20 protein-coding genes are annotated in these 20,465 nt (G+C 63.9%); 10 read left to right on the top strand and 10 right to left on the bottom strand.

The genetic code is table 11. From position 1 onward, the window contains the following. Positions 1-10: 10 nt before the first annotated feature. Complete coding sequence (locus tag MJ8_RS12500) at positions 11-418, top strand: DOPA 4,5-dioxygenase family protein (RefSeq protein ID WP_201414649.1); 408 nt, start codon at positions 11-13, stop codon at positions 416-418. A 32-nt stretch (positions 419-450) separates the two neighbouring features. Here MJ8_RS12500 and MJ8_RS12505 read toward each other — a convergent pair whose 3' ends face one another. The 3 genes from MJ8_RS12505 to MJ8_RS12520 all read right to left on the bottom strand — a co-directional run bounded on the left by MJ8_RS12505 (position 451) and on the right by MJ8_RS12520 (position 5,337). After that, positions 451-4,131 (bottom strand): hypothetical protein, encoded by a 3,681-nt coding sequence (locus tag MJ8_RS12505; RefSeq protein WP_201414650.1) that lies wholly within the window; start codon positions 4,129-4,131, stop codon positions 451-453. A 639-nt stretch (positions 4,132-4,770) separates the two neighbouring features. Beyond that, positions 4,771-5,124: a hypothetical protein gene (locus MJ8_RS12515; protein ID WP_201415648.1), complete on the bottom strand. Its 354-nt coding sequence runs from the start codon at positions 5,122-5,124 to the stop codon at positions 4,771-4,773. 9 nt (positions 5,125-5,133) lie between these two features. After that, on the bottom strand, positions 5,134-5,337 hold the full coding sequence (locus tag MJ8_RS12520) for a hypothetical protein (protein ID WP_201414652.1): 204 nt from the start codon (positions 5,335-5,337) through the stop codon (positions 5,134-5,136). A 233-nt stretch (positions 5,338-5,570) separates the two neighbouring features. Between MJ8_RS12520 and MJ8_RS12525 the strand changes: the two genes are divergently transcribed. Together MJ8_RS12525 and MJ8_RS12530 are read left to right on the top strand one after the other, a co-directional pair. Further along, the gene (locus MJ8_RS12525; RefSeq protein WP_201414653.1) at positions 5,571-5,942 is read left to right on the top strand and encodes a DUF768 domain-containing protein; all 372 of its coding nucleotides are present in this window, start codon (positions 5,571-5,573) and stop codon (positions 5,940-5,942) included. Continuing rightward, positions 5,939-6,163 (top strand): DUF768 domain-containing protein, encoded by a 225-nt coding sequence (locus MJ8_RS12530; RefSeq protein WP_201414654.1) that lies wholly within the window; start codon positions 5,939-5,941, stop codon positions 6,161-6,163. The genes MJ8_RS12525 and MJ8_RS12530 overlap by 4 nt, the downstream gene beginning before the upstream one ends. 222 nt (positions 6,164-6,385) lie before the next feature. On the opposite strand, the gene MJ8_RS12535 is transcribed toward MJ8_RS12530, so the two are convergent. From MJ8_RS12535 to MJ8_RS12555, 5 genes are all read right to left on the bottom strand, one after another. After that, positions 6,386-6,631 carry a MoaD/ThiS family protein gene (locus MJ8_RS12535; RefSeq protein ID WP_041001561.1) on the bottom strand — a complete coding sequence of 82 codons (246 nt, stop codon included), beginning with the start codon at positions 6,629-6,631 and terminating at the stop codon, positions 6,386-6,388. 192 nt (positions 6,632-6,823) lie between these two features. Then, entirely contained in the window at positions 6,824-9,088 is a 2,265-nt protein-coding gene (locus tag MJ8_RS12540) for a xanthine dehydrogenase family protein molybdopterin-binding subunit (RefSeq protein WP_201414655.1), read from the bottom strand. Positions 9,089-9,091: 3 nt separating this feature from the next. Continuing rightward, a complete protein-coding gene (locus MJ8_RS12545) occupies positions 9,092-9,568 on the bottom strand; it encodes a (2Fe-2S)-binding protein (protein WP_041001557.1) in 477 nt (158 codons plus the stop codon). After that, on the bottom strand, positions 9,568-10,428 hold the full coding sequence (locus MJ8_RS12550) for an FAD binding domain-containing protein (RefSeq protein ID WP_201414656.1): 861 nt from the start codon (positions 10,426-10,428) through the stop codon (positions 9,568-9,570). Before MJ8_RS12550 ends, MJ8_RS12545 begins: the two co-directional genes overlap by 1 nt. A 221-nt stretch (positions 10,429-10,649) precedes the next feature. After that, positions 10,650-11,177: an imm11 family protein gene (locus MJ8_RS12555; protein ID WP_201414657.1), complete on the bottom strand. Its 528-nt coding sequence runs from the start codon at positions 11,175-11,177 to the stop codon at positions 10,650-10,652. A gap of 206 nt (positions 11,178-11,383) precedes the next feature. On the opposite strand from MJ8_RS12555, the gene MJ8_RS12560 reads away from it, so the two are divergent. The 7 genes from MJ8_RS12560 (at position 11,384) to MJ8_RS32305 (ending at position 18,692) form a co-directional block, all read left to right on the top strand. Further along, complete coding sequence (locus MJ8_RS12560) at positions 11,384-11,731, top strand: VanZ family protein (protein WP_201414658.1); 348 nt, start codon at positions 11,384-11,386, stop codon at positions 11,729-11,731. A 113-nt stretch (positions 11,732-11,844) separates the two neighbouring features. Next, a complete protein-coding gene (locus MJ8_RS12565; RefSeq protein ID WP_201414659.1) occupies positions 11,845-12,822 on the top strand; it encodes a GlxA family transcriptional regulator in 978 nt (325 codons plus the stop codon). A gap of 134 nt (positions 12,823-12,956) precedes the next feature. Continuing rightward, positions 12,957-14,276 (top strand): aspartate aminotransferase family protein, encoded by a 1,320-nt coding sequence (locus MJ8_RS12570; RefSeq protein WP_201414660.1) that lies wholly within the window; start codon positions 12,957-12,959, stop codon positions 14,274-14,276. 13 nt (positions 14,277-14,289) lie between these two features. After that, entirely contained in the window at positions 14,290-15,441 is a 1,152-nt protein-coding gene (locus MJ8_RS12575) for an NAD(P)/FAD-dependent oxidoreductase (RefSeq protein ID WP_201414661.1), read from the top strand. 205 nt (positions 15,442-15,646) lie between these two features. Then, positions 15,647-15,928 carry a hypothetical protein gene (locus MJ8_RS12580; RefSeq protein ID WP_225248234.1) on the top strand — a complete coding sequence of 94 codons (282 nt, stop codon included), beginning with the start codon at positions 15,647-15,649 and terminating at the stop codon, positions 15,926-15,928. A gap of 103 nt (positions 15,929-16,031) precedes the next feature. Continuing rightward, complete coding sequence (locus MJ8_RS12585) at positions 16,032-16,988, top strand: DMT family transporter (protein ID WP_201414663.1); 957 nt, start codon at positions 16,032-16,034, stop codon at positions 16,986-16,988. Positions 16,989-17,156: 168 nt separating this feature from the next. Continuing rightward, on the top strand, positions 17,157-18,692 hold the full coding sequence (locus MJ8_RS32305; RefSeq protein WP_225248235.1) for an alpha/beta hydrolase: 1,536 nt from the start codon (positions 17,157-17,159) through the stop codon (positions 18,690-18,692). Between the two features lie 18 nt (positions 18,693-18,710). On the opposite strand, the gene MJ8_RS12595 is transcribed toward MJ8_RS32305, so the two are convergent. Beyond that, a complete protein-coding gene (locus MJ8_RS12595; protein ID WP_225248236.1) occupies positions 18,711-19,166 on the bottom strand; it encodes a MaoC family dehydratase in 456 nt (151 codons plus the stop codon). Next, positions 19,163-20,458, bottom strand: a complete 1,296-nt coding sequence (locus MJ8_RS12600; RefSeq protein WP_201414664.1) for an NAD(P)/FAD-dependent oxidoreductase — start codon at positions 20,456-20,458, stop codon at positions 19,163-19,165. The genes MJ8_RS12595 and MJ8_RS12600 overlap by 4 nt, the downstream gene beginning before the upstream one ends. Positions 20,459-20,465: the final 7 nt, after the last annotated feature.

Consider the following 20,465-nt stretch of genomic DNA (forward strand, 5'->3'; position numbering starts at 1 on the left):
GGAGCACGCGATGAAAGACGTCAGGCAACTCGCCGAGATCGCCAGCTATCACGCTCACATCTATTACGGCGACGCGGCCGAGCGCCGGCAGGCCGAATGGCTGCGCGAACGCATCGGCGAGCGTTTCCGCGTGCGCCTCGGCAACTGGCGCGACGAGCCGGTCGGCCCGCACGAGCAGGCCATGTACCAGGTCTCCTTCGCCACCGAGATCTTCGCCACGCTGGTTCCCTGGCTGATGCTGAACCACGGGGGCCTGAGCATCCTCATCCACCCCAACACCACCAACCCCAAGCGCGACCACCTGATCGACCCGATCTGGATCGGCCGCCCACTGCCGGTGAAGGGCGAGGTGCTGGGCGAGGAGGACGAAGCGGAAGAGGCTCTGGAGGTGAATACGGCGCCGACGCTGGGGGTGTGAGGGGGTCTCTAACTGGCCTCATTGGGGTTGTTTCAGGGGCTGGAGTGGACTCCAAAAGCTATTTCGAGTTGGTCATACGTCAGCAACGTTATGGTGTGGCCTATCCGTTCTGCAGCAAAGCTCATTGGAACAGTGTGGGCAAAGACCAGAGCGCCACCCATCCGCACGTCGCGGAGCTTAAGATGGGATTGAAACGCAACTGCGTTGCCCTGTGCAAGTTCCATTCGCTTGAGGTGCTTGCCAAGCAGGTCCGGGCGGCCTTTTTCATCCGCCTTGCCTCGAAATTTGTAAAGTTGCTTGGCAATTTCGCTGGAAGTTTTGGCGAACTGAAGATCCTTGCATTCGAGGAGCATAACGCGCCCGTCCGAATGCCATGCCAGAACATCGATGTCGCCGGGGTCCTCAGATAATTTGCGGCCAAGAACGTGTGAGAATTTCGCACCTCGTTTTGCTTGCCATCCGAGTTCCTTTAGGCGCGCGACAACTCGCTCTTCAAACTCGGCCGCTTCTTTCGCAACGATGTGATCTCGCCAGCTTCGCATCTCTTTCGTAGCAATAGAACTGAGATCATACTGACCATGGTAGAAATTGTGAAGCTGGACGCGGAAGGCATCCCGGATCATGCCTGGCGCAACTAACACGTCTGATTCAGCGGACGGTTCCAGACGAAGAATGGGCCGTTGCACGACAGACAATCGCCGCCTGAACCGCCACGGCTGTCTATCCTGATCGGTGTAAGGCGGTGGGATATTCTTCCAGCCGTCACGCGGTCGCAGCTCTACTGACGAGATAAACTGTTCCGCAGAATCGACATGTTCAGCGAGGTAGCGAAGCAGTTCCGATCTGGGCAATATCTCCCAGGCCTGCCCCGTCTTGAAAAGGCGATTTTCCAGCGCTTCGAGCGCCGTGCGGAAATCCTTCAGGGATATGCCCATTTCCGCCTGCCATGCGGCCACGAAACGCTCGTCCGTTCGGTTGTTTGCTTGTTCTTCGGTGACCAGTTCAGGATCATGCAGCAATTCTGAATAGTCGCGGCGGCTTCGGTCGATCCGATCGCTGACGAACGATTCACCCACCGGCGTTACGATGGCGTCGAAGAATGATACGTCGATCTGCACCTCGCCGGCTGGCGAGATGCGTATTTCGGGTCGCATGCCCTCGTAGCGAATGGCATCGGAATAACCGCCGAGGTGATGGATCATCATCGCGAGCGCCATCAGATTGGACAGGTCAAAATCTGCAACCTCGAAGCCGGCATCCACCGGACATTCACAAAGTGCGGCCTCCAAAATGACACGGCTTGCAAACCCCGTGGCGTTTGCTTTCAAAATGCTCTCGTAAATCTCTTGGCGGGATTCCTCTGGATTGGCCGAAAGGTCGAGGACAGCGCCTGAGGTCCGCTCCCACCGGGACTTGTCGATGATGGACGCTTCGTGATTTTCTATGACTCGGCGAATGAGTGCGCGTCGCTCGAACTGCCTCAGATACTCGCAAAACATTTCCTCTGCCGCCGTTGTGATCGCGTTTAGCACCCTAGTGCACTCGTCGCGTCCTTTCACCGTGCCGCCCGGTCGCGGGAGCCCATGCCAGCCAAGTCCCAAGCGAATGGCAGCATCATCGAACTGGCTAATTTTTACTACCTTCTGCGAAACCGATTCTCGTACATGATCACGGAAGTCCTGAGGCGCGAACGCATGTAGTTGCCGCGCCTCGGATGAAGGAACGATTTCACACAAAAGCTCAGCAATGCCTACTTTGACCTCTTCTGCAAGAGTAACAACTTGCGTAACGAAAGCTTCTATCAAACTAACTTCCGAAACATTGTCGCGGTGAGAGAGACCGTGAAAGAACGGCAGTCCGATTTCGGTAGTGATGACATACCCGTTGTGATCGCAGGACGAACGGATGGCGGCCTTTAGGTCGTCTACCGACGGTGGGCTGATCTCCTCAGATCGGATAACCGGCCATGCGGGAGTAATAAGCTTCCATGTCAGAATATCCGGGAGATTTGGTAAGCGCTGCGCAAGAATTGGGGCAAGGCGCTCCATCCAAACCATCTGCATTTCAAAGATAGGGTAAAGATGCGAGCGCTCCGCAGAGGGGATGGTTTCGAGCCACCAGGTTCGACGGCCCGATCTCCATACCCCACGATAGCGTAGCGCTCGGGCGTCAACATGCGAGACGTAGATCCGTTGTACATTCTGGGGTGAACGTTTACCGCCATCCTTGCGGCGGACTATCAGCACATTGCCTGCTGCATCGCTGACTGCGTGCTTGTCGAAGCGAGCATGGTGCTTAGTTCTGAGCCGCAAATGCGCATTAGTTGGCACCATGAGCGTTGCTCTCTCCGTGCCATCCGGCATGGCCTCATGTGGCACGACATGACCTCTGTTGTCGTACGCGAAGCCGATACGAGCAAGGAGCCCATTTATCGCTAACAATGGAAAGCCCATATGTTCCGCTGTAATTTCAGCCAAAAGGAATTTCAACAGCTCGGCAATATTGAAGTCGTGCCGCCACCCGAGCACATCGAGATCGTAGCTGCTAATACCTTCAACTAGCCAATTGATAGGCCGGGTAAACTTTACAAGTTGTCCGCGACCGAAGCCGCACAACACGACTAGTGTAAATCCAAGTTTGAAGCCAGGCCGGTTTCGAACGTCGTCAGCTGCTTTGTGTATCGTTTGCTGGAGCTCCGCCTGCGCCTTCTCACTAGATGGCCCAGGTCGGCTGAAACCAGTTTCATGGAAGCCGGCGAAGTCATCCGTCAGGAGGACGAGTTGAAACCACAACCCCGGCTGAAACTCGACGGGCTCAGAGGGAACCACATACGAATCTCGCTTCATTTCCGTAGGAGGAATGCCGATATTCGAAATTGACGGGTTCAGCGAGAGTTCGTCAGTCTGGGCAACAAGCAGGCCGGTCCAGAGTGCGAACATCGCTCCGGCCTCCTGGCAGGTCTCTATCACAGCTCTGCGTATCGCAACTCCCATAGCAGAAGGCAGCGCAACGACGATTTCATCTTGGAAATCGATCAACGGTCGCCTTTCAAGCCAACTGTCGCCATCGCCGCCGAAGCCTACGTTGCGCTGTGTTGGCGACAAACAAAACCGCTCAAGGGCTCGCCAGCTAACGCCCGCATCGGCCAGATCGCCGCTCGAAAAGGTAACACGCGCCGCTAGTGTCTTCATGGTCGGAAGATGATCTAGGGGCAATGCATCGAGACCATATTCACCACCACAGCAAAAGGCCGCCAGTTCTGAACGGGCGCAGACGAGGTCGGATAGCAAAAGCATCGCTAGGCAAGCCTGCTTGAGCGCGGCATACACTCCATGGTCGGGCATATGCTCAACGGCCGTCAGCATATGTTGCAGATGATGGCCGTTAGCCTCCGCCAGCCCTTCGAGTATCCGGTAGTTTCGTCCCTGCATGTGCACGCGCGCTACAAACACGTCCTCGGCCGCATCCTCCATGTGCGCGAAAGCTTGCCCCACCTGCTTGAACCATCTCGCTGCATCCTGCTTATTCGGCTTCTTCTTTCCGGTCGCGCTTGCGACAATCAGATGCGCAATGGCCTCAAGCCTGACGGTGTTGGCTTGAAGTTCCGGAACTGTAAGCAGTCCGCCAGCGGCAGCAACACCAGCTCTCACATCGTACGAGCGAAAAATCGCTCCGAGGCTCTCGGTCTGCAGCTTTATCGTGTCGGTCAGCATTTGCTGCGCTGCAAATAAATTGTCAGGAATCTCATGCATAATGCGAATATATTTTTGCAGCTCTGCATGAACAATACTGATAATGGCGACATGGCCGTTTATGCGCGGTTACCTGTTATCGCATCTGCGCCGCTGTGGCAGAGCCGCCAAGAGGCAAACAATGTCGTCCGGTAGGAATGTGCTAAGGCTTGCTGGACGAGCGGCACGGCGCTAGGCTACTAGTAGTCACACCATCGCCAAGGCTGGCTGACGTAGTTGCTTTGGCTCCGCCCTCACAACCTCCGGCCAACCGCCGCAGGAATGTCTCCGCCACTTCGTGGCAGCTCTTTACTCGACGTACCTCGATCAATCGTCCCGTTAATTGCCACCGCGATTCCGCGATCGACCCAAGGCTCTATGCGGGATACTGTTCCGCCAGTTTGCGAAACAGCTCCCTGATGTCCTTGGCGTCGTACCTGGCTGCCTCCGGCGACGGCGCTGAGCGGACGCCAAAGGGGGACTTCGACCAGGTTGGACCGGGGACCGTCTCGCCCTCAATCCTCCTCCTCCACCACGAACGACAGCGCGATCAGGTCGTCGACGTCGATGCCGCCATGGCCGTTGTCGAGCACGTCCGCGACCTTTTGGAAGGCCAGCATGTCATCCATGCTGAGATTGGCTTGTCTCAGCCTGTCCTGCAAACCCGCCACCCTGGTTTCCAAAGTCGTGGTGATCATGCTTGCCTCCGTTCTTTTCCAGGGCCGCGTTCCAGACGCCTAGCATCAGGCAGGTGAACACCACCGGCCCGATGAAAAGGCTGATTGCTACGCCCACGGCCGCCGCGATGCCCATGCGCTCCGCTTTTCCGGAGATCTTTGGAAGTCCGTCATCGGCCGGGATGAGATCGAGCAGGGATAGATCGCGGCGATGGAACGCGCCGTTGTCGTTCGCGGGCATTTCGAACGGCTCCCGAAAAAGAAGCTGCTGCCCGGCAAAAGGGTCGCGGGAGCTCATCCGCATGGATCACGCCCCCGAGAACGCCGCCTTGCTGTGACGTTCGAAAAGCGCCAGCTTGGCCGAATAGCCGAGCCTGAGCTTGGCCTTGCAGGCGTCGCAGGGGAAGGTGCTCACCGCCTTGAACCACGAACCGTTTCGAACGATCTGCTGATGGCAATTCGGGCATTCATAGCGGAGACGGGCGTCCCGCAACTCATTGGAAATCGACACTGTTCACCTCTGCCCCGGCCCTTGTTCTTTCATCGGATGCCGGCCACCTGTGGGCAAGTGGCCGGCGATCCAGCCGGCTGACGATGAAGGGACTGATTGCTCGTCAGCGCAGTCCTAATGAGATCGCAGGGTTTATGTTTCACGCGATGGACCAATGCGCCGTCGAATGGGACCTCAGTCGGATCGAGGGCCGTATCAGCGGAACCTAATGTCCGTCGCGCGCTTATGGCCAGATGAGCAGGCGCGGTCTCGATTTTTTCGACAAATGGATGGCGGAGCATCTGCCCAACCTGCTGACGGATGACCGCGTCGCGGTGGCTGATCTCGCCGACGAGATGATGAAGGCGGCCGGGCGCGAAGGCATCGCGGCCAGCGAGATCGACGAGGAAGTCGACAGCGTTTTCGAGGTGATCTTCGAGGCGCTGCAGCATCGCGAAGGCAGCCTGGGGGAGGGCGACCAGGCCGTCTTCGAATTGCTTGCAGGACGCCTGGCAAGGGAAACCGGCATCACTCAGGAGCAAGCCGGCGAGCTGATCGAAACGACCGGAACCGACTGGAGCTCGCTTCTTCGCGAAGCGCATTTCCTGAAAGAGCAGGGCGGATGAGCGAGCGTGGCGTGGCGTTCTTTGGCCAATGGATCACCGATAATGTGCTGCGCGGCAGCGTGGGCGCGGACATCATCTCGGTCTCCGAGCTGACCAGCAAGCTGTTCGCCGATGCCAGGGCGGCAGGTATTTCCGAGGAGGAGATCGAAGAGGAGGTTGGAAGCGCCTACGAGGCGATCCTGGCGGCGATCGTCGGTTCCAAGGAGACCGGGAAACCGTAATGGTCGGACCGCCACCCTGATAGGCCGACCGGCGGAACATTAGTGCACGCTAATTATTAATCCTCGATAGGAGGATATGCCATGCACAGCATTATCTATATCGTCGGCCTCGTCGTCGTCATTCTCGCCGTCCTGAGCTTTTTCGGGCTCAGGCGATAGGCGGTTACCCGAGCGGTCAGCGCGGGATCTGCGAGCCAGCGATGCCGGCAGGCCGCTCGGCCGCTATCCCCCCGCCAATCTCGGCAGCAGGAAAATCTCCGCGTCCTTCGGCAATTCCTTGCTCCAGGTATCCCGATAGATCGTCCCGTCTATCGCCACCGCGATGCCGCGGTCGATCCAGGGCTCTATGCCGGGATACTGTTCCGCCAGCTTGCGGAACAGTTCCCTGATGTCCTTGGCCTCGATGTCGTGCTTGGCCTTGCCTCCGGCGACGGCGCTGAGCGAGCCCCAAAGGGTGACTTCGACCATTACCGCCTCAAGGTGCGCCGATATTCAGGTGAGGCCGGCTTGCGAATGACGGCTTCCTGCGCTTCCGGTGCTCACGTACTTCAAGTACGCTCCGCTCCGGTTCTCGGAAGCCACCTTGTCTGGTCGCTTCGCGCCCGTCTTCGACTCCGGCTCGGCTTGACCTGAATCTCAACACACCTTGCCCTAGCTCTCTCAGCCTTCCCGCTCTGCGTCCAGCGCCGCCAGAATCCGCGGCGGCGACATCGGGATGTGGGTCATGCGCACGCCCACCGCGTTCGACACCGCGTTGGCGATCGCCGCCAGCGGCGGCACGATCGAGGTTTCGCCCACGCCGCGCACGCCATAGGGGTGGTTGGGGTTGGGGATTTCCAGGATCTGCGTGTCGATCATCGGCAGGTCGGAGCAGACCGGGATGCGGTAGTCGAGGAAGCCCGCATTCTGCAGCCGCCCGTCCTTGCCGTAGATATACTCCTCGTTGAGCGCCCAGCCGATGCCTTGCGCCGCACCGCCCTGGTACTGGCCCTCGACATAGGTCGGGTGCACCGCCTTGCCGGCATCCTGCACCACCGTATAGCGGATCACGCGGGTCGAGCCGGTCTCGGGGTCGACCTCGACGTCGCAGATATGCGTGGCGAAGGAGACGCCCGCGCCGTCGGCCACGAGCTCGCTATGGCCGGCGATCGGGCCGCCGGTCTTGCCGGAGGCGGCGGCGATCTCCTTCAGCGACAGCGGCGACAGGTTGCCGTATTTCTCGCCCTTGGCAATCGCATGGCCCTTTTCCCAGACGACGTCGTCCACCGGGACATCCCACATCTGCGCCGCGCGCTCGCGCAGGATCTTGATCGCGTTGCGCGCGGCCGAGATCGTCGCCATCGAGGAGGAGAAGGTGCCGCGGCTGCCGTCGGTCATGTCGTTGTAGCCGAGCGAGGAGGTGTCGGCGACGATCGCCTTGACCTGGGAGTAGTCGATGCCGAGCTCCTCCGCCGCCACCAGTGACAGCGAGGCGCGGGAGCCGCCCACATCCACCGTGCCCACGGCCAGCGAGACAGAGCCGTCCATGCCGATGTTGAGGTCCGTACAGGTCTGGCCGCCGAAATTGAACCAGAAGCCGCAGGCCATGCCGCGCCCCTGGTTGGCCTTCAACGGCGCCTTCATGTGCGGATGGTTCTTCACCGCCTCCAGCGTCGGCCCGATGCCGATCGGCCCGTAGACCGGACCGTAGGACGAGCGCGTGCCTTCCTGGGCGGCGTTCTTGATGCGGAAGTCCACCGCATCCATGCCGAGCTTCTTGGCGAGCTCGTCCACCACGCTTTCCACGGCGAAGGCCGCCATGGGTGCGGAGGGCGCGCGATAGGCCGCGGTCTTCGGCCGGTTGACCAGCACTTCGTAGCCGACGGTCTTGACGTTCTCGAGCTTGTAGCAGGCGAACGCCGTCATCGCGCCGATCTCGGCCCAAGAGCCGGCATAGGGGCCGCAGCTATAGCGCAGCGTCGCTTCCGCGGCGGTGATGGTGCCGTCCTTCTTCGCGCCGATCTTGACGTCGATCGAGGTGGCGCTGGTCGGGCCCGAGGCGCGGAACACCTCGTCGCGGGTCATCACCAGCTTCACGGGACGGCCGGCCTTGCGGGAGAGGGCCAGCGCCACCGGTTCGGCCCACACATGGGTCTTGCCGCCGAAGCCGCCGCCGATCTCCGACGAGGTGACGCGCAGCTTCGATGCCTCCAGCCCAAGCAGCTGGGCGCAATGCTGGCGGTAGACGAAATGCCCTTGCGTGCAGACCCAGAGGTCCGCCGTGCCGTCGGCGTTGACGCTCGCCACGCAGGCATGCGGCTCGATATAGCCCTGATGCGTCTGCTCGGTCTTGAAGGAGCGTTCGACGACGAAATCGGCCTCGGCGAAACCCTTGTGGACATCGCCATGGCCGAACTGCGTGCGCTTGGTGATGTTGGAGGGCTTGGCCGGCTTTTCCTCGAGGCCTTCCGTAAAGACCTGGTCGTTGATCAGCGGCGCGTGATGCTGCGCGGCCTCGTCGACATCGGTGACATGCGGCAGTACCTCATAGTCGACCTCGATCAGCTTGAGCGCCTGGCGGGCGGTGCGGGCGTCGATCGCCGCCACCGCGGCCACCGCATGGCCGTCATAGAGCGCCTTCTTGCGCGCCATCGAGTTGTCGAGGATGTCGTACATGGCGGCGTCGCCGTCGGTGAGGTCCGGCAGGTCCTTCGCCGTGATCACCGCCTTCACGCCGGCGAGCTTTTCCGCCTTGGACGTATCGATGCTCCTGATCACCGCATGCGCATGCGGGCTGCGCAGGATTCGGCCGACGAGCTGGCCGGCCATGTTGAAGTCGGCGCCGTAGCGGGCGCGTCCGGTCACCTTGTCGATGCCGTCGGGGCGGATCGGGCGCGTGCCGACGGAAGCGAACTTGCGTCCTGAAAAGCGCGGATCGAAATTCATGGATCAGGCTCCCTTCATCACGTTGGCAGCGTCCTGGACGGCGCGCACGATCTTGTCATAGCCGGTGCAGCGGCACAGATTGCCCGCGAGCCCGAAGCGGATTTCCTCCTCGGTGGGCGAGGGGTTCTTCGCCAGAAGGTCCTTGGCCGCAATCAGGAAACCTGGCGTGCAGATGCCGCATTGCAAGGCCGCGTGCTCCAGGAATTTCTGCTGCAGCGGGTGCAACTGGTCGCCATGCGCCATGCCTTCGATGGTCTCGACCTCACGGCCTTCGGCTTCCGCGCCCAGCACCAGGCAGGAGCAGACCAGGCGGCCATCGACGATGACGCTGCAGGCGCCGCAGTCGCCGGTGCCGCAGCCTTCCTTGGCGCCGGTCAGGCCGAGACGGTCGCGCAGCACTTCCAGCAGCGTCTCGTCGGGCTGGCACAGATATTCGACGGCGTCGCCGTTGATCGTGGTTGATACAGCTACACCGGCCATTATTTGCCTCCCGCACGCTTGTAGGCGATTGCCGCGACGCGCCTTGCCAGCACGCCCGCCACTTTCCGTCTGAATTCGATGGTTCCGCGCTTGTCGTCGATCGGCCGGCAGGCGCCGGAGCAGATCTTGGCCAGCCGCTCCAGCGTCGCTTCGTCGAGCTTGGAGCCGACCAGCACCTGCCCCGCTTCCTCGACCAGAAGCACCGTGGGCGCCGCGGCGCCCAGCGCCACGCGCGCGGTCTTGATCGCGCCGTGATCATCCAGCGTCAGGTTCACGCCGGCGCTCACCACCGCGATGTCCATCTCGGTGCGCGGAATGAAGCGCAGATAGGCGTCGCCCGCATGGTCGGGCCGCTTGTCGAGCAGGATCGCCTCGATGATCTCGCCCTTGGCGAGCGAGGTGCGGCCCGGCCCGGTCGGCACAGTTTCCACGGCAATGGTGCGCTTGCCAGAAGGCCCGGCGACCACCGCCTTGGCCCCGGCCGCCACCAGCGCCGGCACGCTGTCGGCGGCGGGCGAGGCGTTGCACAGATTGCCGGTGATGGTACAGCGGCCCTGCACCTGCTTGGAGCCGATCAAATTGGCCGCCTCGACCACGCCCGGCCACGCCTTGCGGAGCGCCTTGTTCTCGCCCAGCACCGCGCAGGGTACGGCGGCGCCGATGCGGAAGCCTTCGGCCGTTTCAGTGACGTCGCTCAGGCCGCCTATGCGCTTGATGTCGACGATCAGCTCGGGCTCGATGAAGCCGCCCTTCATCCTGACCAAAAGGTCGCTGCCCCCGGCCAGGATGGCGGCCGGTCCTACTGCCTTGGCGAGCTCGCCAACGGCATCTTCGATTGAAAGCGGACGTATGTAACGCATCGTCTCCCCTTGGTGATCGCTTTGTCAGCGACCGTTATAAAGCCTCTGGTTATAATGGCCATCCCGTTCGTGCATGTCCGGGTTGGGCCAGAGCCCTGTTCCAGATGCGCCCAGAGGGCAGGCCAGGGCGACATGGCATGGGGCAGAAGGCGCCCGAAGGGCGGATGAGGGGCGGCGCCGGCGTTGGTGGTTTGCTGTCGCTGCCGCAAGCCACAAAACTGTTATTCGTTCGAACTCCATACCGGCTCGAACGATACGTTCCGCAACCCGGCCTTGCGCACCCGCTCGACGAACACGTCATTGACGAAGACGGGGGAAGCCCGCATCGGCAGCTTGAACACCTCCGCCGTGCCGATCTTCTTGGCGTCGAAGGCGTATCGCTCGATCGCCAGGATGCCGCCGTCGTCGAACCGCACGATTTGCGAGTGCGCCTCGTCCAGCGCGTCGATCACATTGGTGACATTGAGCAGCCAGACCTCCTCGCCGCGCAGCGCGACGAGCTCGCCATAGGGGCCGAGCGCCACGGCGAGCGCATCGACGGCCGGCCGCCGCAACAGCGGCGCGTGCTCGCCGAGCCACGGGAAGTCGGAATAGAGCCGTTCGCCTTCCTCGACGCGCCGCATCACCGGCGGCTCCCAGCCCTCCAGCGATCGTCCGTCGAGGCTGAAAAATTCCTCGTAAGCGTCGTCATCGGCCGGCAGCACCCATTCCTGCCCCTCCGACACGGCGAATTGATGGATGGTCGTCATCGCCCGATGGCTCCGCTGGTTTCGTCCGAGGGTCGCGGCTCCAGGCGGTCACCGAAGCGCGGGCAAGCATGCACCGGCCGCGCGCGCCGTTCAAGGAAGCTCGGGCCTGACTGCGGAGCAGGCCGGCTGCGGGCCCTCGCGCGGAACCGATCCACGGCTGGCGCCGGCAATATTGTTATCACGGCCAGCGGCCTGTAAGAGCGGGCATGACCTCCATGTCCCGTCTCGCCGCGTTCGCCCTGCTGGCTCTCATCACCTTCGCAACGCTGTCGCCAATCCAGCTCCGGCCGCATCTGGGCGACGCCAATGTGGAACGCGCTTTGGCTTACATCCTGCTCGGGGCTGCCCTGGCGCTCGGGTTCCCCTCCCGGGTGATGCAGACGGTGCTGTTCGTTTGCGCGGTGGCCGGCATTCTCGAATTCCTGCAGCTGTTCGACCCTGGCCGGCACGCGCGGGTTGTCGATGGCCTGCTCAAGGCCGCGGCGGGTGTCGCGGGGATTGTCCTGGGGCGCTTCATCATCACGTGGGTGAGCCGCGCCGCGGAGCGACGCTAAACCGCGGCTCACGGCTGAATTGGGTTGCGACCTCATGCACGTCGTATTCAGAGGGCTCGCAGCAAGGATTTCCGCATAAGCTGCGGTCGAACGATGGACGATCCCGGAAGTAGATGGCCAAGAAGTTCGCATTTCTGCTGGTGCGCGATTTCACGCTCTCGCCGCTGTCTCTGTTCATCGACACGCTGAGGCTCGCCGGGGACGAGGGCGACCGCAGCCGCCGGGTCGAGTTCGACTGGGAGATCGTCGGGGAGCGCGGCCTGCCGATCCGCGCAAGCTGCGGCGTCGAATTGCTGCCGACGAAGGCGATCGGCAATCCGGAGGATTTCGACAATGTGGTGGTGGTCGGCGGCCTGCTCGACACCAGCCGCAGGCTGAGTTCGGAAAAGGAGGCGTTCCTGATGCGCGCCGCCGAAAAGGGCGTGCCGCTCACCGCGCTCTGCACCGGCAGCTTCGTCTTGGCGCGCTACGGGTTGCTCGACGGCTATAGCGCCGCCGTGAGCTGGTTCCACATCAAGGATTTCCGTGCTGAGTTCCCGGATGTGAGCGCGCATGCCGACAGCCTCTATTCCGTCGACAGGGGCCGCGCCACCTGCGCCGGCGGCACGGGTGCCGCCGACCTCGCCGGCTATTTCGTCTCGCAATTCATCGGCCAGAAGGCGGCGGAGAAGGCGGCCAAGATTCTGGTGCTCGACCGCATCCGCTCCAGCCGCGACGTGCAGCCGGTCGGCGATCTTTTTCCCGCGGCCGCCAGCCGCGCGGTGAAGCGGGCGCTGCTCCTGATGGAAAGCAATTTGCAGGAGACGCTCTCGGTCGCCGAGATCGCCGCCAGGTTGAACTGCTCGCGCCGCCAGCTCGAGCGCCTGTTTGGCGCCGAGCTCGGCATCGGCCCGATGGCAGCCTATCTGGCGCTGCGTATCCATTACGCGAAGTCGCTGCTGGAGGGCAGCGACCTCGCCATCGGGGAGATCGCCTATCGCTGCGGGTTCCCCAATGCCGGCCATTTCAGCCGCGTCTTCCGTCAGCAGACCGGCATCACGCCGACCCATCTTAGGCACCCGAACCGCGCGGTTGCTGCCGCCGCGAAATGATGCGGATCCGTCGCGACCCTGGTCGAGTCGCATGCCCGGCCTGGCCGATTGCGCCGGCGTGGAAGCCAACCGTAGCTTCGTGAAGCGCGGCGGTTACGCCGCCGTTTCAACGGTCGAAGTCGCCTCGGAGAGCCATGCCGCATTATCCCGACGCCATGCCCGGATCGAAAGCCCTGTTCGAGCGCGCCAGGAAGGTGATGCCGGGCGGCAACACGCGCACCACGGTCTTTGTCGATCCGTTCCCGATCTATGCCGCGCGCGGCGAGGGCTGCAGGGTCTGGGATGTCGACGGCAACGCCTATTACGACTGCATCAACAATTTCACCGCGATGATCCATGGCCACGCGCATCCGGACGTCACCGCGTCCGTGGCCGGCCAGCTGCCGCTCGGCACCGCCTTCGGCGCCCCGACGCCGAGCGAGATCGAGCTTGCCGAATTGCTGGTCGAGCGGCTGCCCTCGGTCGACCAGATCCGCTTCACCAACTCCGGCACCGAGGGCGTGATGATGGCGATCAAGGCCGCGCGCGCCTTCACCTTGCGGCCGAAGATCGTCAAGATCGAGGGCGCCTATCACGGCTCCTACGATTTCGCCGAGGTCAGCCTGGATTCCTCGCCAGCCAATTGGGGCGACCTGCCGAGGTCGACGCCCTATGCCAAGGGCACGCCGCGCGGCGTGCTGGAGGACGTGATCGCCGTGCCCTTCAACGACACCGAGGCGTTGCGCGCCGTCTTCGCCGCCGAGGGCGAGACTATCGCGGCCGTGCTGATCGATCCGATGCCCAACCGTGCCGGTCTCATCCCGGCGCGTCGTGACTATCTTCAGGCCATGGTCGAGATCGCCCATGCGGCGGGCGCGCTGGTGATTTTCGACGAGGTCATCTCGTTTCGGCTCGGATGGTCCGGCGCGCAAGGCCTGTGGGGCATCGAGCCGGACCTGACGGCGCTTGGAAAAATCATCGGCGGCGGCTTCCCTGTGGGCGCCGTGGGCGGGCGCGCCGATGTCATGGCGGTGTTCGACCCGACCCAGGGCAAGCCGGCGCTTCCGCATGGCGGCACCTTCACCGCCAATCCGGTCACCATGCGCGCCGGCCTTGCCTCTATGCGGGCGCTGACGGAAGAGAGCTTTGCTCATCTCGATCGTCTGGGCGCGTTCCTGCGCGACGGGATCACGGCCTCATTCGAAAAGCATGGGCTTGCCGGCCAATGCGTCGGCCTCGGCTCGCTGTTCAAGGTTCATTTCACGTCGCATCCGGTCACGGACTACCGGTCCGTCTATCCGGGTCAGGCCGAGCGCGCGAAGTTCGAGGCCTTCCACAAGGGTTTGCTTGGCCGTGGCGTGCTCTCCGCCAGCTACGGCCTGTTCGCGCTGTCGACGCCGATGACAGAGGCGGATGCCGGCGCCATCCTTCAAGCCATCGACCAGACCCTGGGCGACATCGCCGCGCAGTCCTGAAAGCGGGCCACAGATGACAGCTTCTCCTCATGTCGTGGTGATCGGCGCTGGCACGCTGGGCATGTGCACGGCGCTCAATCTCGTCGAACAGGGCGCGCGTGTCACCGTGCTCGAAGCCCAGTCGATCGCTTCGGGGTCGAGCGGCCGGTCCGTCGGCGTCGTCGGATCGCAACTGACCGACCCGTTCGAGATCCTGCTGCGCGTCCATTCGCTGTGCCGGTTCCGCCAGTGGGAGGGCGAGGGGCTTCGCTTCAACCATATCGGCTATCTGCGGCTGGCCCGTACGCCCGCGCAGATGGAGCTGTTCGCGAGATCGGTCGAGATCCAGGCCGAGGCGGGGCTGAGGTCGCGCCTGGTCCGCGCCGGCGAACTCAGGGATCTTGTGCCGCACATCAATCCCGACGGCCTCGAAGGCGGATTGTTCGGGCCCGACAACGGCTTTCTCGACCCGCACGAGATGTGCAATTTCCTGGCCGGCATCGTCCGCGCCAAGGGCGGCGAGATCCGCCAGTACCGCAAGCTGCTCGGCGTGAAACGGCGGCCAGGCGGCTACAGGCTGGAAACCAATGGCGACCCGGTCGATTGCGATGTCGTGGTCAATGCGGGCGGCGCCTGGGCGCCGCAGGTCGCCGCGCTTTTCGGCCAGCGCCTGCACATCTGGCCCGAGCGCCATGAGGCCGTCGTCATCCATCTCGACGAGCCGCTCGGCTACACCATGCCGATGGTGATGGATCTGGTGAACGGCGAGGGCAGCGGCCTCAACTTCCGCCACGAAAAGCCGGGCGAGCTGATCGCCGAGATACACAAGGTGAACTCCATCGCGCCGGAAGATCCCGACAATTACAACGACCAGTGCGAGGAGCAGTCGAAGGTCGATCTGGCGGAGCTGCTTCTGGAACGTGTGCCCGACCTGCCGGGCGCCCGGCTCGGCCGGGGTTGGGCGGGCCTTTATCCCGTCACGGCCGACCATCGCCCCTTCGTCGGGCCTGTCGATGCCTCGGAGCCGGCGCTGGTCACGGCCGCGGGCGCCGGCGGCTACGGCATCCAGCTCGCCCCGGTGATCGGCCAGATCGCCGCCGACTGGGTGCTTCACGGCGCGCCGGTCTCGGTGCCCGGCTCACAGAGCCTGGCGCCATCGGCCGAGCGCAATGTCCTGGGTCACTGACTGATGCGTTTTGACGAGGCTGAACGTCTAAGATGCGACCGTTCGTGTTAACCATCGATTAACTATCCGGTCGCCTTTAATAGGGTTCTGGAGGATACTGATTTTGGCCGCGCGATGGTCTCGCGACGCCGGGATTAGAAAAGAGCGGCGCTATTGCCGCCATCTGCCGGGGAGGCGCCCAGCATCTTTGATGAGGAGCGCCGGAATGAACATCGAGGAAGCAGTCACTGCGGCGACGGCGGGGTCGGGAGCGCTTCTCTCCTGTCTTGGCCAGCCGGTCGTGGCCTATCACGTCACGGCCATCATGCGCGAAACCGACAGGAGCCATGCGCGGCAGATGCAACTCGCCCTGCTGCGCCGAAGCATCGAGGCTCTTGTCGACGACGGCCTCGAAGACATCGAAGCCGAACGTTTTGCATCGCAGTTCAACGGCCGCGTCGGCTCGGCCTGGGATCGTCTGCATCCGGCCGGCGACAAGTCGCACTGATCTTTGGACGGTGGCCCTCCATCGCCGGCCATATGTAACAACCTCGGGATGAGGTAGACTGACGCTTGCGTCTGGGCTGGCGTTCATCGAACGGGGGCATGCGATGCAGGCGATACCGATAGCGCATCCGGCGGAGCAACCTGCCGCGATCTCGATACCTTCGCTAGGCGGTTATCCGACCGCCCTCTTGTGCTGGCTGCTTTCGGCCGGCGTCTATATCGCGGCCAAATGGGTGGCGCCGGAAATGCCGCCCTGGGGGTTGTGCTTCTGGCGGCTCCTGCTGGCCTGCGCCATCCTGTTGCCGATCGTGCACCGCCATCACAGCGCCATGCTGACGCTCCTCAAATCCCGGCCTTTTGAGATCATCGCCGTCGGCGCGATCGGCCTGACGTTTTGCCAGGGCATGATCTACCATGGCTTGAACGACACCGACGCGACCACGGCCGGCATCATCATGGCGATGTCGCCGATCATGACGATGGTGCTCGCGCGCCTCGTGCTCGGCGAGCCGCTCGGCCTGTGGAAGGCGCTCGGCGCGGTTGCGGCACTGGCCGGCATGCTGGTGATCGTCGCCCATGGCAAGCTGGACGCGCTGGTGCAACTGCGCTTCAATCTCGGCGAGTTGTGGATCGTCGGCAGCGCCTTCTGCTGGGCGCTCTACACGGTGCTGCTGCGCCGTTCCAAATTCGGCCTCGAACTCCTGCCGCTGGTCGTGCTCCTGCTCGGCGCAGGCGCGCTGGTGGCACTGCCGTTCCATCTCTGGGAAATCGTCAACGACGAGCGCTCGACCCTCAATGCCCACGGCCTGCTGGCGCTCGCTTACCTGGCCGGCCCCGGCGGCGCGCTGATGTATTATCTCTACAACAAAAGCGTCGAGACGCTGGGCGCCAGCCGGGCAAGCATGCTGCTCTACCTGCAGACCTTGTTCGTCGCCATTCTCGCCTATCTCCTGCTCGGCGAGAGCCTGCACGACTACGATCTCGGCGGCGCGGCGTTCATTGTGGTCGGGGTCGTGCTGGCGACAGCAATCAAGCCGCGAGCGCTTCCGTCAAGAACGTGAGGAACGGCAAACAGCGTCATTTCAGGTCCACGCGCCCTGGATGCCGTGCGCCACGCTTTCCTAAATTAGCCATTTTTGCTATTGGCTGCCCCTTCGCAGCGCCGGCCAAGGCCGAAGGGGGATCATGGCGATCGACAAGCGCGAGAACGCATGAACGGCGGTCGGCACATGCTTCAACTGCGCGTGCTTGGCGATTTCCAGGTGACGCGCGACGGCAAGCCGCTCGACTTGCCGCCGTCGCGCAAGACGCGAGCGCTGCTCGCCTACCTCGCCGTCACCGGCAGGCAGCACCAGCGCGAGCGGTTGTGCGAGATATTTTGGGACATCCCCGACGATCCGCGCGGCGCCTTGCGCTGGAGCCTCTCCAAGATCCGCCAGGTGCTGGACGGCGGCGAATCCTCGCTTGTCGCCGATCGCAACGCCGTGACGCTCAACCTCGACACGGACTATGCGCGGCTGGCGCCACTGGTGAAGGCCGACCTGTCGTCCCGCCCGACCGAGGAGCTCGAAGCCGTCCTTGCCTCGATGCGCGGCGGCTTTCTCGCCGATCTCTCGCTCGAACGATGCTTCGAATACGAGTCCTGGCGGCAGGCGATCGCCAGCGAAGTGGAGATCGTCGAACTCGGCATCCTGCGCGAGCTGGTCGAGCGCCTGGCGGATCAGCCCCGGCGGGCGCTGCCGCTTGCGCAGCGCCTGCGCCGCCTCGTTCCCGACGACGCCAGCCTCGCCGCCGAGATCCAGGCGCTGGAGGGCCAGGTCCGGTCTGCCGCCGCTCAAGCCACGAGCCGCGCGCCCCGGTCCGGCGCCGCGCGACCGGCGCAGGGACCGTCGAAACCGGCGGCGTCGGCGCAGGATCCCGGCCGCGCCGTGCAATTCTGCCGGGCTCTCGACGGCACCAGGCTCGCCTATGCCAGCACCGGCGGCGGCCCGGCGATCCTGCGCGCTGCCCACTGGATGTCGCATCTCACCTTCGACTGGGACAGCCCGATCTGGCGGCACTGGATGCGGGAACTGTCGCGCCATAACCGGCTGGTGCGCTATGACCAGCGCTGCAACGGCCTGTCGCAGCGGCACGTCGTCGACATCTCGTTCGAGACGATGGTGTCGGACCTCGAATGCGTTGTCGAGGCGGCAGGGCTCGACCGCTTCACCTTGCTCGGCCTGTCGCAGAGCTGCGCAGTTTCGATCGCCTATGCCATCCGCCACCCCGAGAAAGTGTCGGCCATGATCCTCTATGGCGGCTACGTCAAAGGCTGGCGGGCGCGCGGCGACGCCGGCGAGATCGCGATGCGCGAGGCCGCCGCGACCCTGATGCGCGAGAACTGGGGCAAGCCGAACCCGATGTTCCGTCAGGCCTTCTGCTCGATGTTCATCCCCGGCGCCACGCACGAGCATTTCGCCTGGATGGATGATCTGATGCTGCGCACCGTCTCGCCCGATGATGCCTGGCGGCTGCAGAGCGCCTCTTCGGTGATCGATGTCAGCGACTTGCTGGAGAAGGTGCGCGTGCCGACGCTGGTGCTGCACGCGCGGGACGATAACGTGGCGCCGGTGGAGTCGGGCCGCACGATGGCCGCCGGCATTCCGGGCGCCCGCTTCATCGAGCTCGAAAGCCAGAACCACATCCTGCTCGAAGGCGAGCCCGCCTTCGAGGAGTTCATCGACCACGTCCGTGCCTTCATCGCCGAGACGGCGGGCGCGTGACGGGGCGTCGAAGAGCTCTCAGCCCTTGGCCAAAGGCACGGTGAACACCGTCGCGGTGCCGGTGAGGCAAAGTTCGCCGGCTTCATTGCGCACCGATGTCTCCAGCTTGGTGATCGGCTTGTCGGCCCGCACCTCCTTGACCTCGACGCGGCCGGTGATCAGTTCGCCGACGCCGACTGCCTTGACGAATCTCCACGACACTTCGAGGAACACCGAGCCGGGGCCGGGCAGGTCCTCCGCCACCACCGCGTTCAAGATGCCGGAGGTGACGCCGCCCTGCACGATGAGCTTGCCGAACACCGAGGCCTCGGCCAGCGCCTTGTCGTAATGCAGCGGGTTGCGGTCGCCGGTCATCTCGGCGAAGGCGTCTATATCCTGAGGCTGCGTGCGCCGCGAGCGTTCGGCATAGGCGCCCACCTTTGGCCGCCCTTTGATGACGCCGACCCAGCCGTCCTTCATCACATGCACAGTCATCGTCTTGCTCCGGTTCGGTTGCGATTGAGGGTCTGGCCGACCGAGGCCGGCGGCTCGTCCTGATTGGCCGGCGCCCGGTGGGTTCTCGACCGCGATGCCGGGGAGTGGGCACGGCGGGTCGGCATGGGTTGCCCGGCCAGCGCCTGCACTTCGGCCTTGAGGACGGCGCTGAAGCGGCGATGCCGCTCGCCGATATCGTCGAGCGTCCAGTCGAAGCCGGCGACGGCGTCCGTGGTGTCGAGGATCTGGTTGGCGATCATGTCGCGCTGCCGCTGCCAGACCGCGAATGCCGCCTCCGAACCGTCGAGGATGGCGCGCTCCAGGCTCTCGGCATCGCGCAGCGCATCGGAAATGCCGTGCGAGGTGATCGGGTCGCGGAAGAAACCCGCGTCACCCACCAGCGCCCAGCCGGGACCGTGCGCCTGGCGGATATAACCCGGCACGCCCCGGAAGGCCTGCAGGCGGGCGTCCTTTGGCGCCTGGGCCGCTTGTGCGGCCAGCACCGGCGATAGCGCTTCGAGCACGTCCATGCGGGCCCGGGCATGGCCGAGACGGAAGCGCTGGTCGAACAGGCCCGTCGGCACCGAGGCGACGATGCAGGCGAGGCCGTCATTGGTCGGGATGAAGGAGCCCGCGATCCCGTCGCGGAAATACCAGTGATAGCCGGCGCCGGGCTCAACCGGCGCATAGCCATAGACATGGGCGGCCGACACCACGCCGCGTCGCAAGGGCTGTGCGTCGACGCATTTTGCCACCAGCGAGCCGATGCCGTCGGCGCCGACCACGATATCGGCGCCGACCCGCACGGCGGCACGGCCGGCGGCGCGGATCTCGATGCCGCGCACCCGGCCGCGCGTGTCGGCGAAGAGATCGCCGACGGCCACTTCGTGCAGGATCTCCGCGCCGGCCTTGCGCGCCGCGTCGACCAGGATGCGGTCGAGCACGGTGCGCCGCGGCGCGATCAGGCCGGGAAGCTCCGAGCCGGGGGCGAGCGGGATGGTGATCTCGTTGTCGCCGTAGTGGAAGGTCGTCGTCTCGATCAGCGGCGTGCCGGCCTTGAGCAGCGGCTCGAGCAGGCCCCAGCGCCACAATTGCATCACCGCTGGCCGCATCAGCGCATGCGTCGACAGCGTATCGGAGCCATAGGGCTTTCGGTCGATCGCAAGCACCTTGAGGCCCGCGCGGGCAAGCAGCATCGCGGTCGCCGCCCCCGCGCAGCGCGCGCCGACGACAATGGCGTCGTAATGGCCGCGCCTGGGGGAGGCCATAAGGGAAATGGCATTGGTTGTCATGGTCGTG

This window comes from Mesorhizobium sp. J8, from assembly GCF_016591715.1.
Taxonomy (GTDB): domain Bacteria; phylum Pseudomonadota; class Alphaproteobacteria; order Rhizobiales; family Rhizobiaceae; genus Mesorhizobium.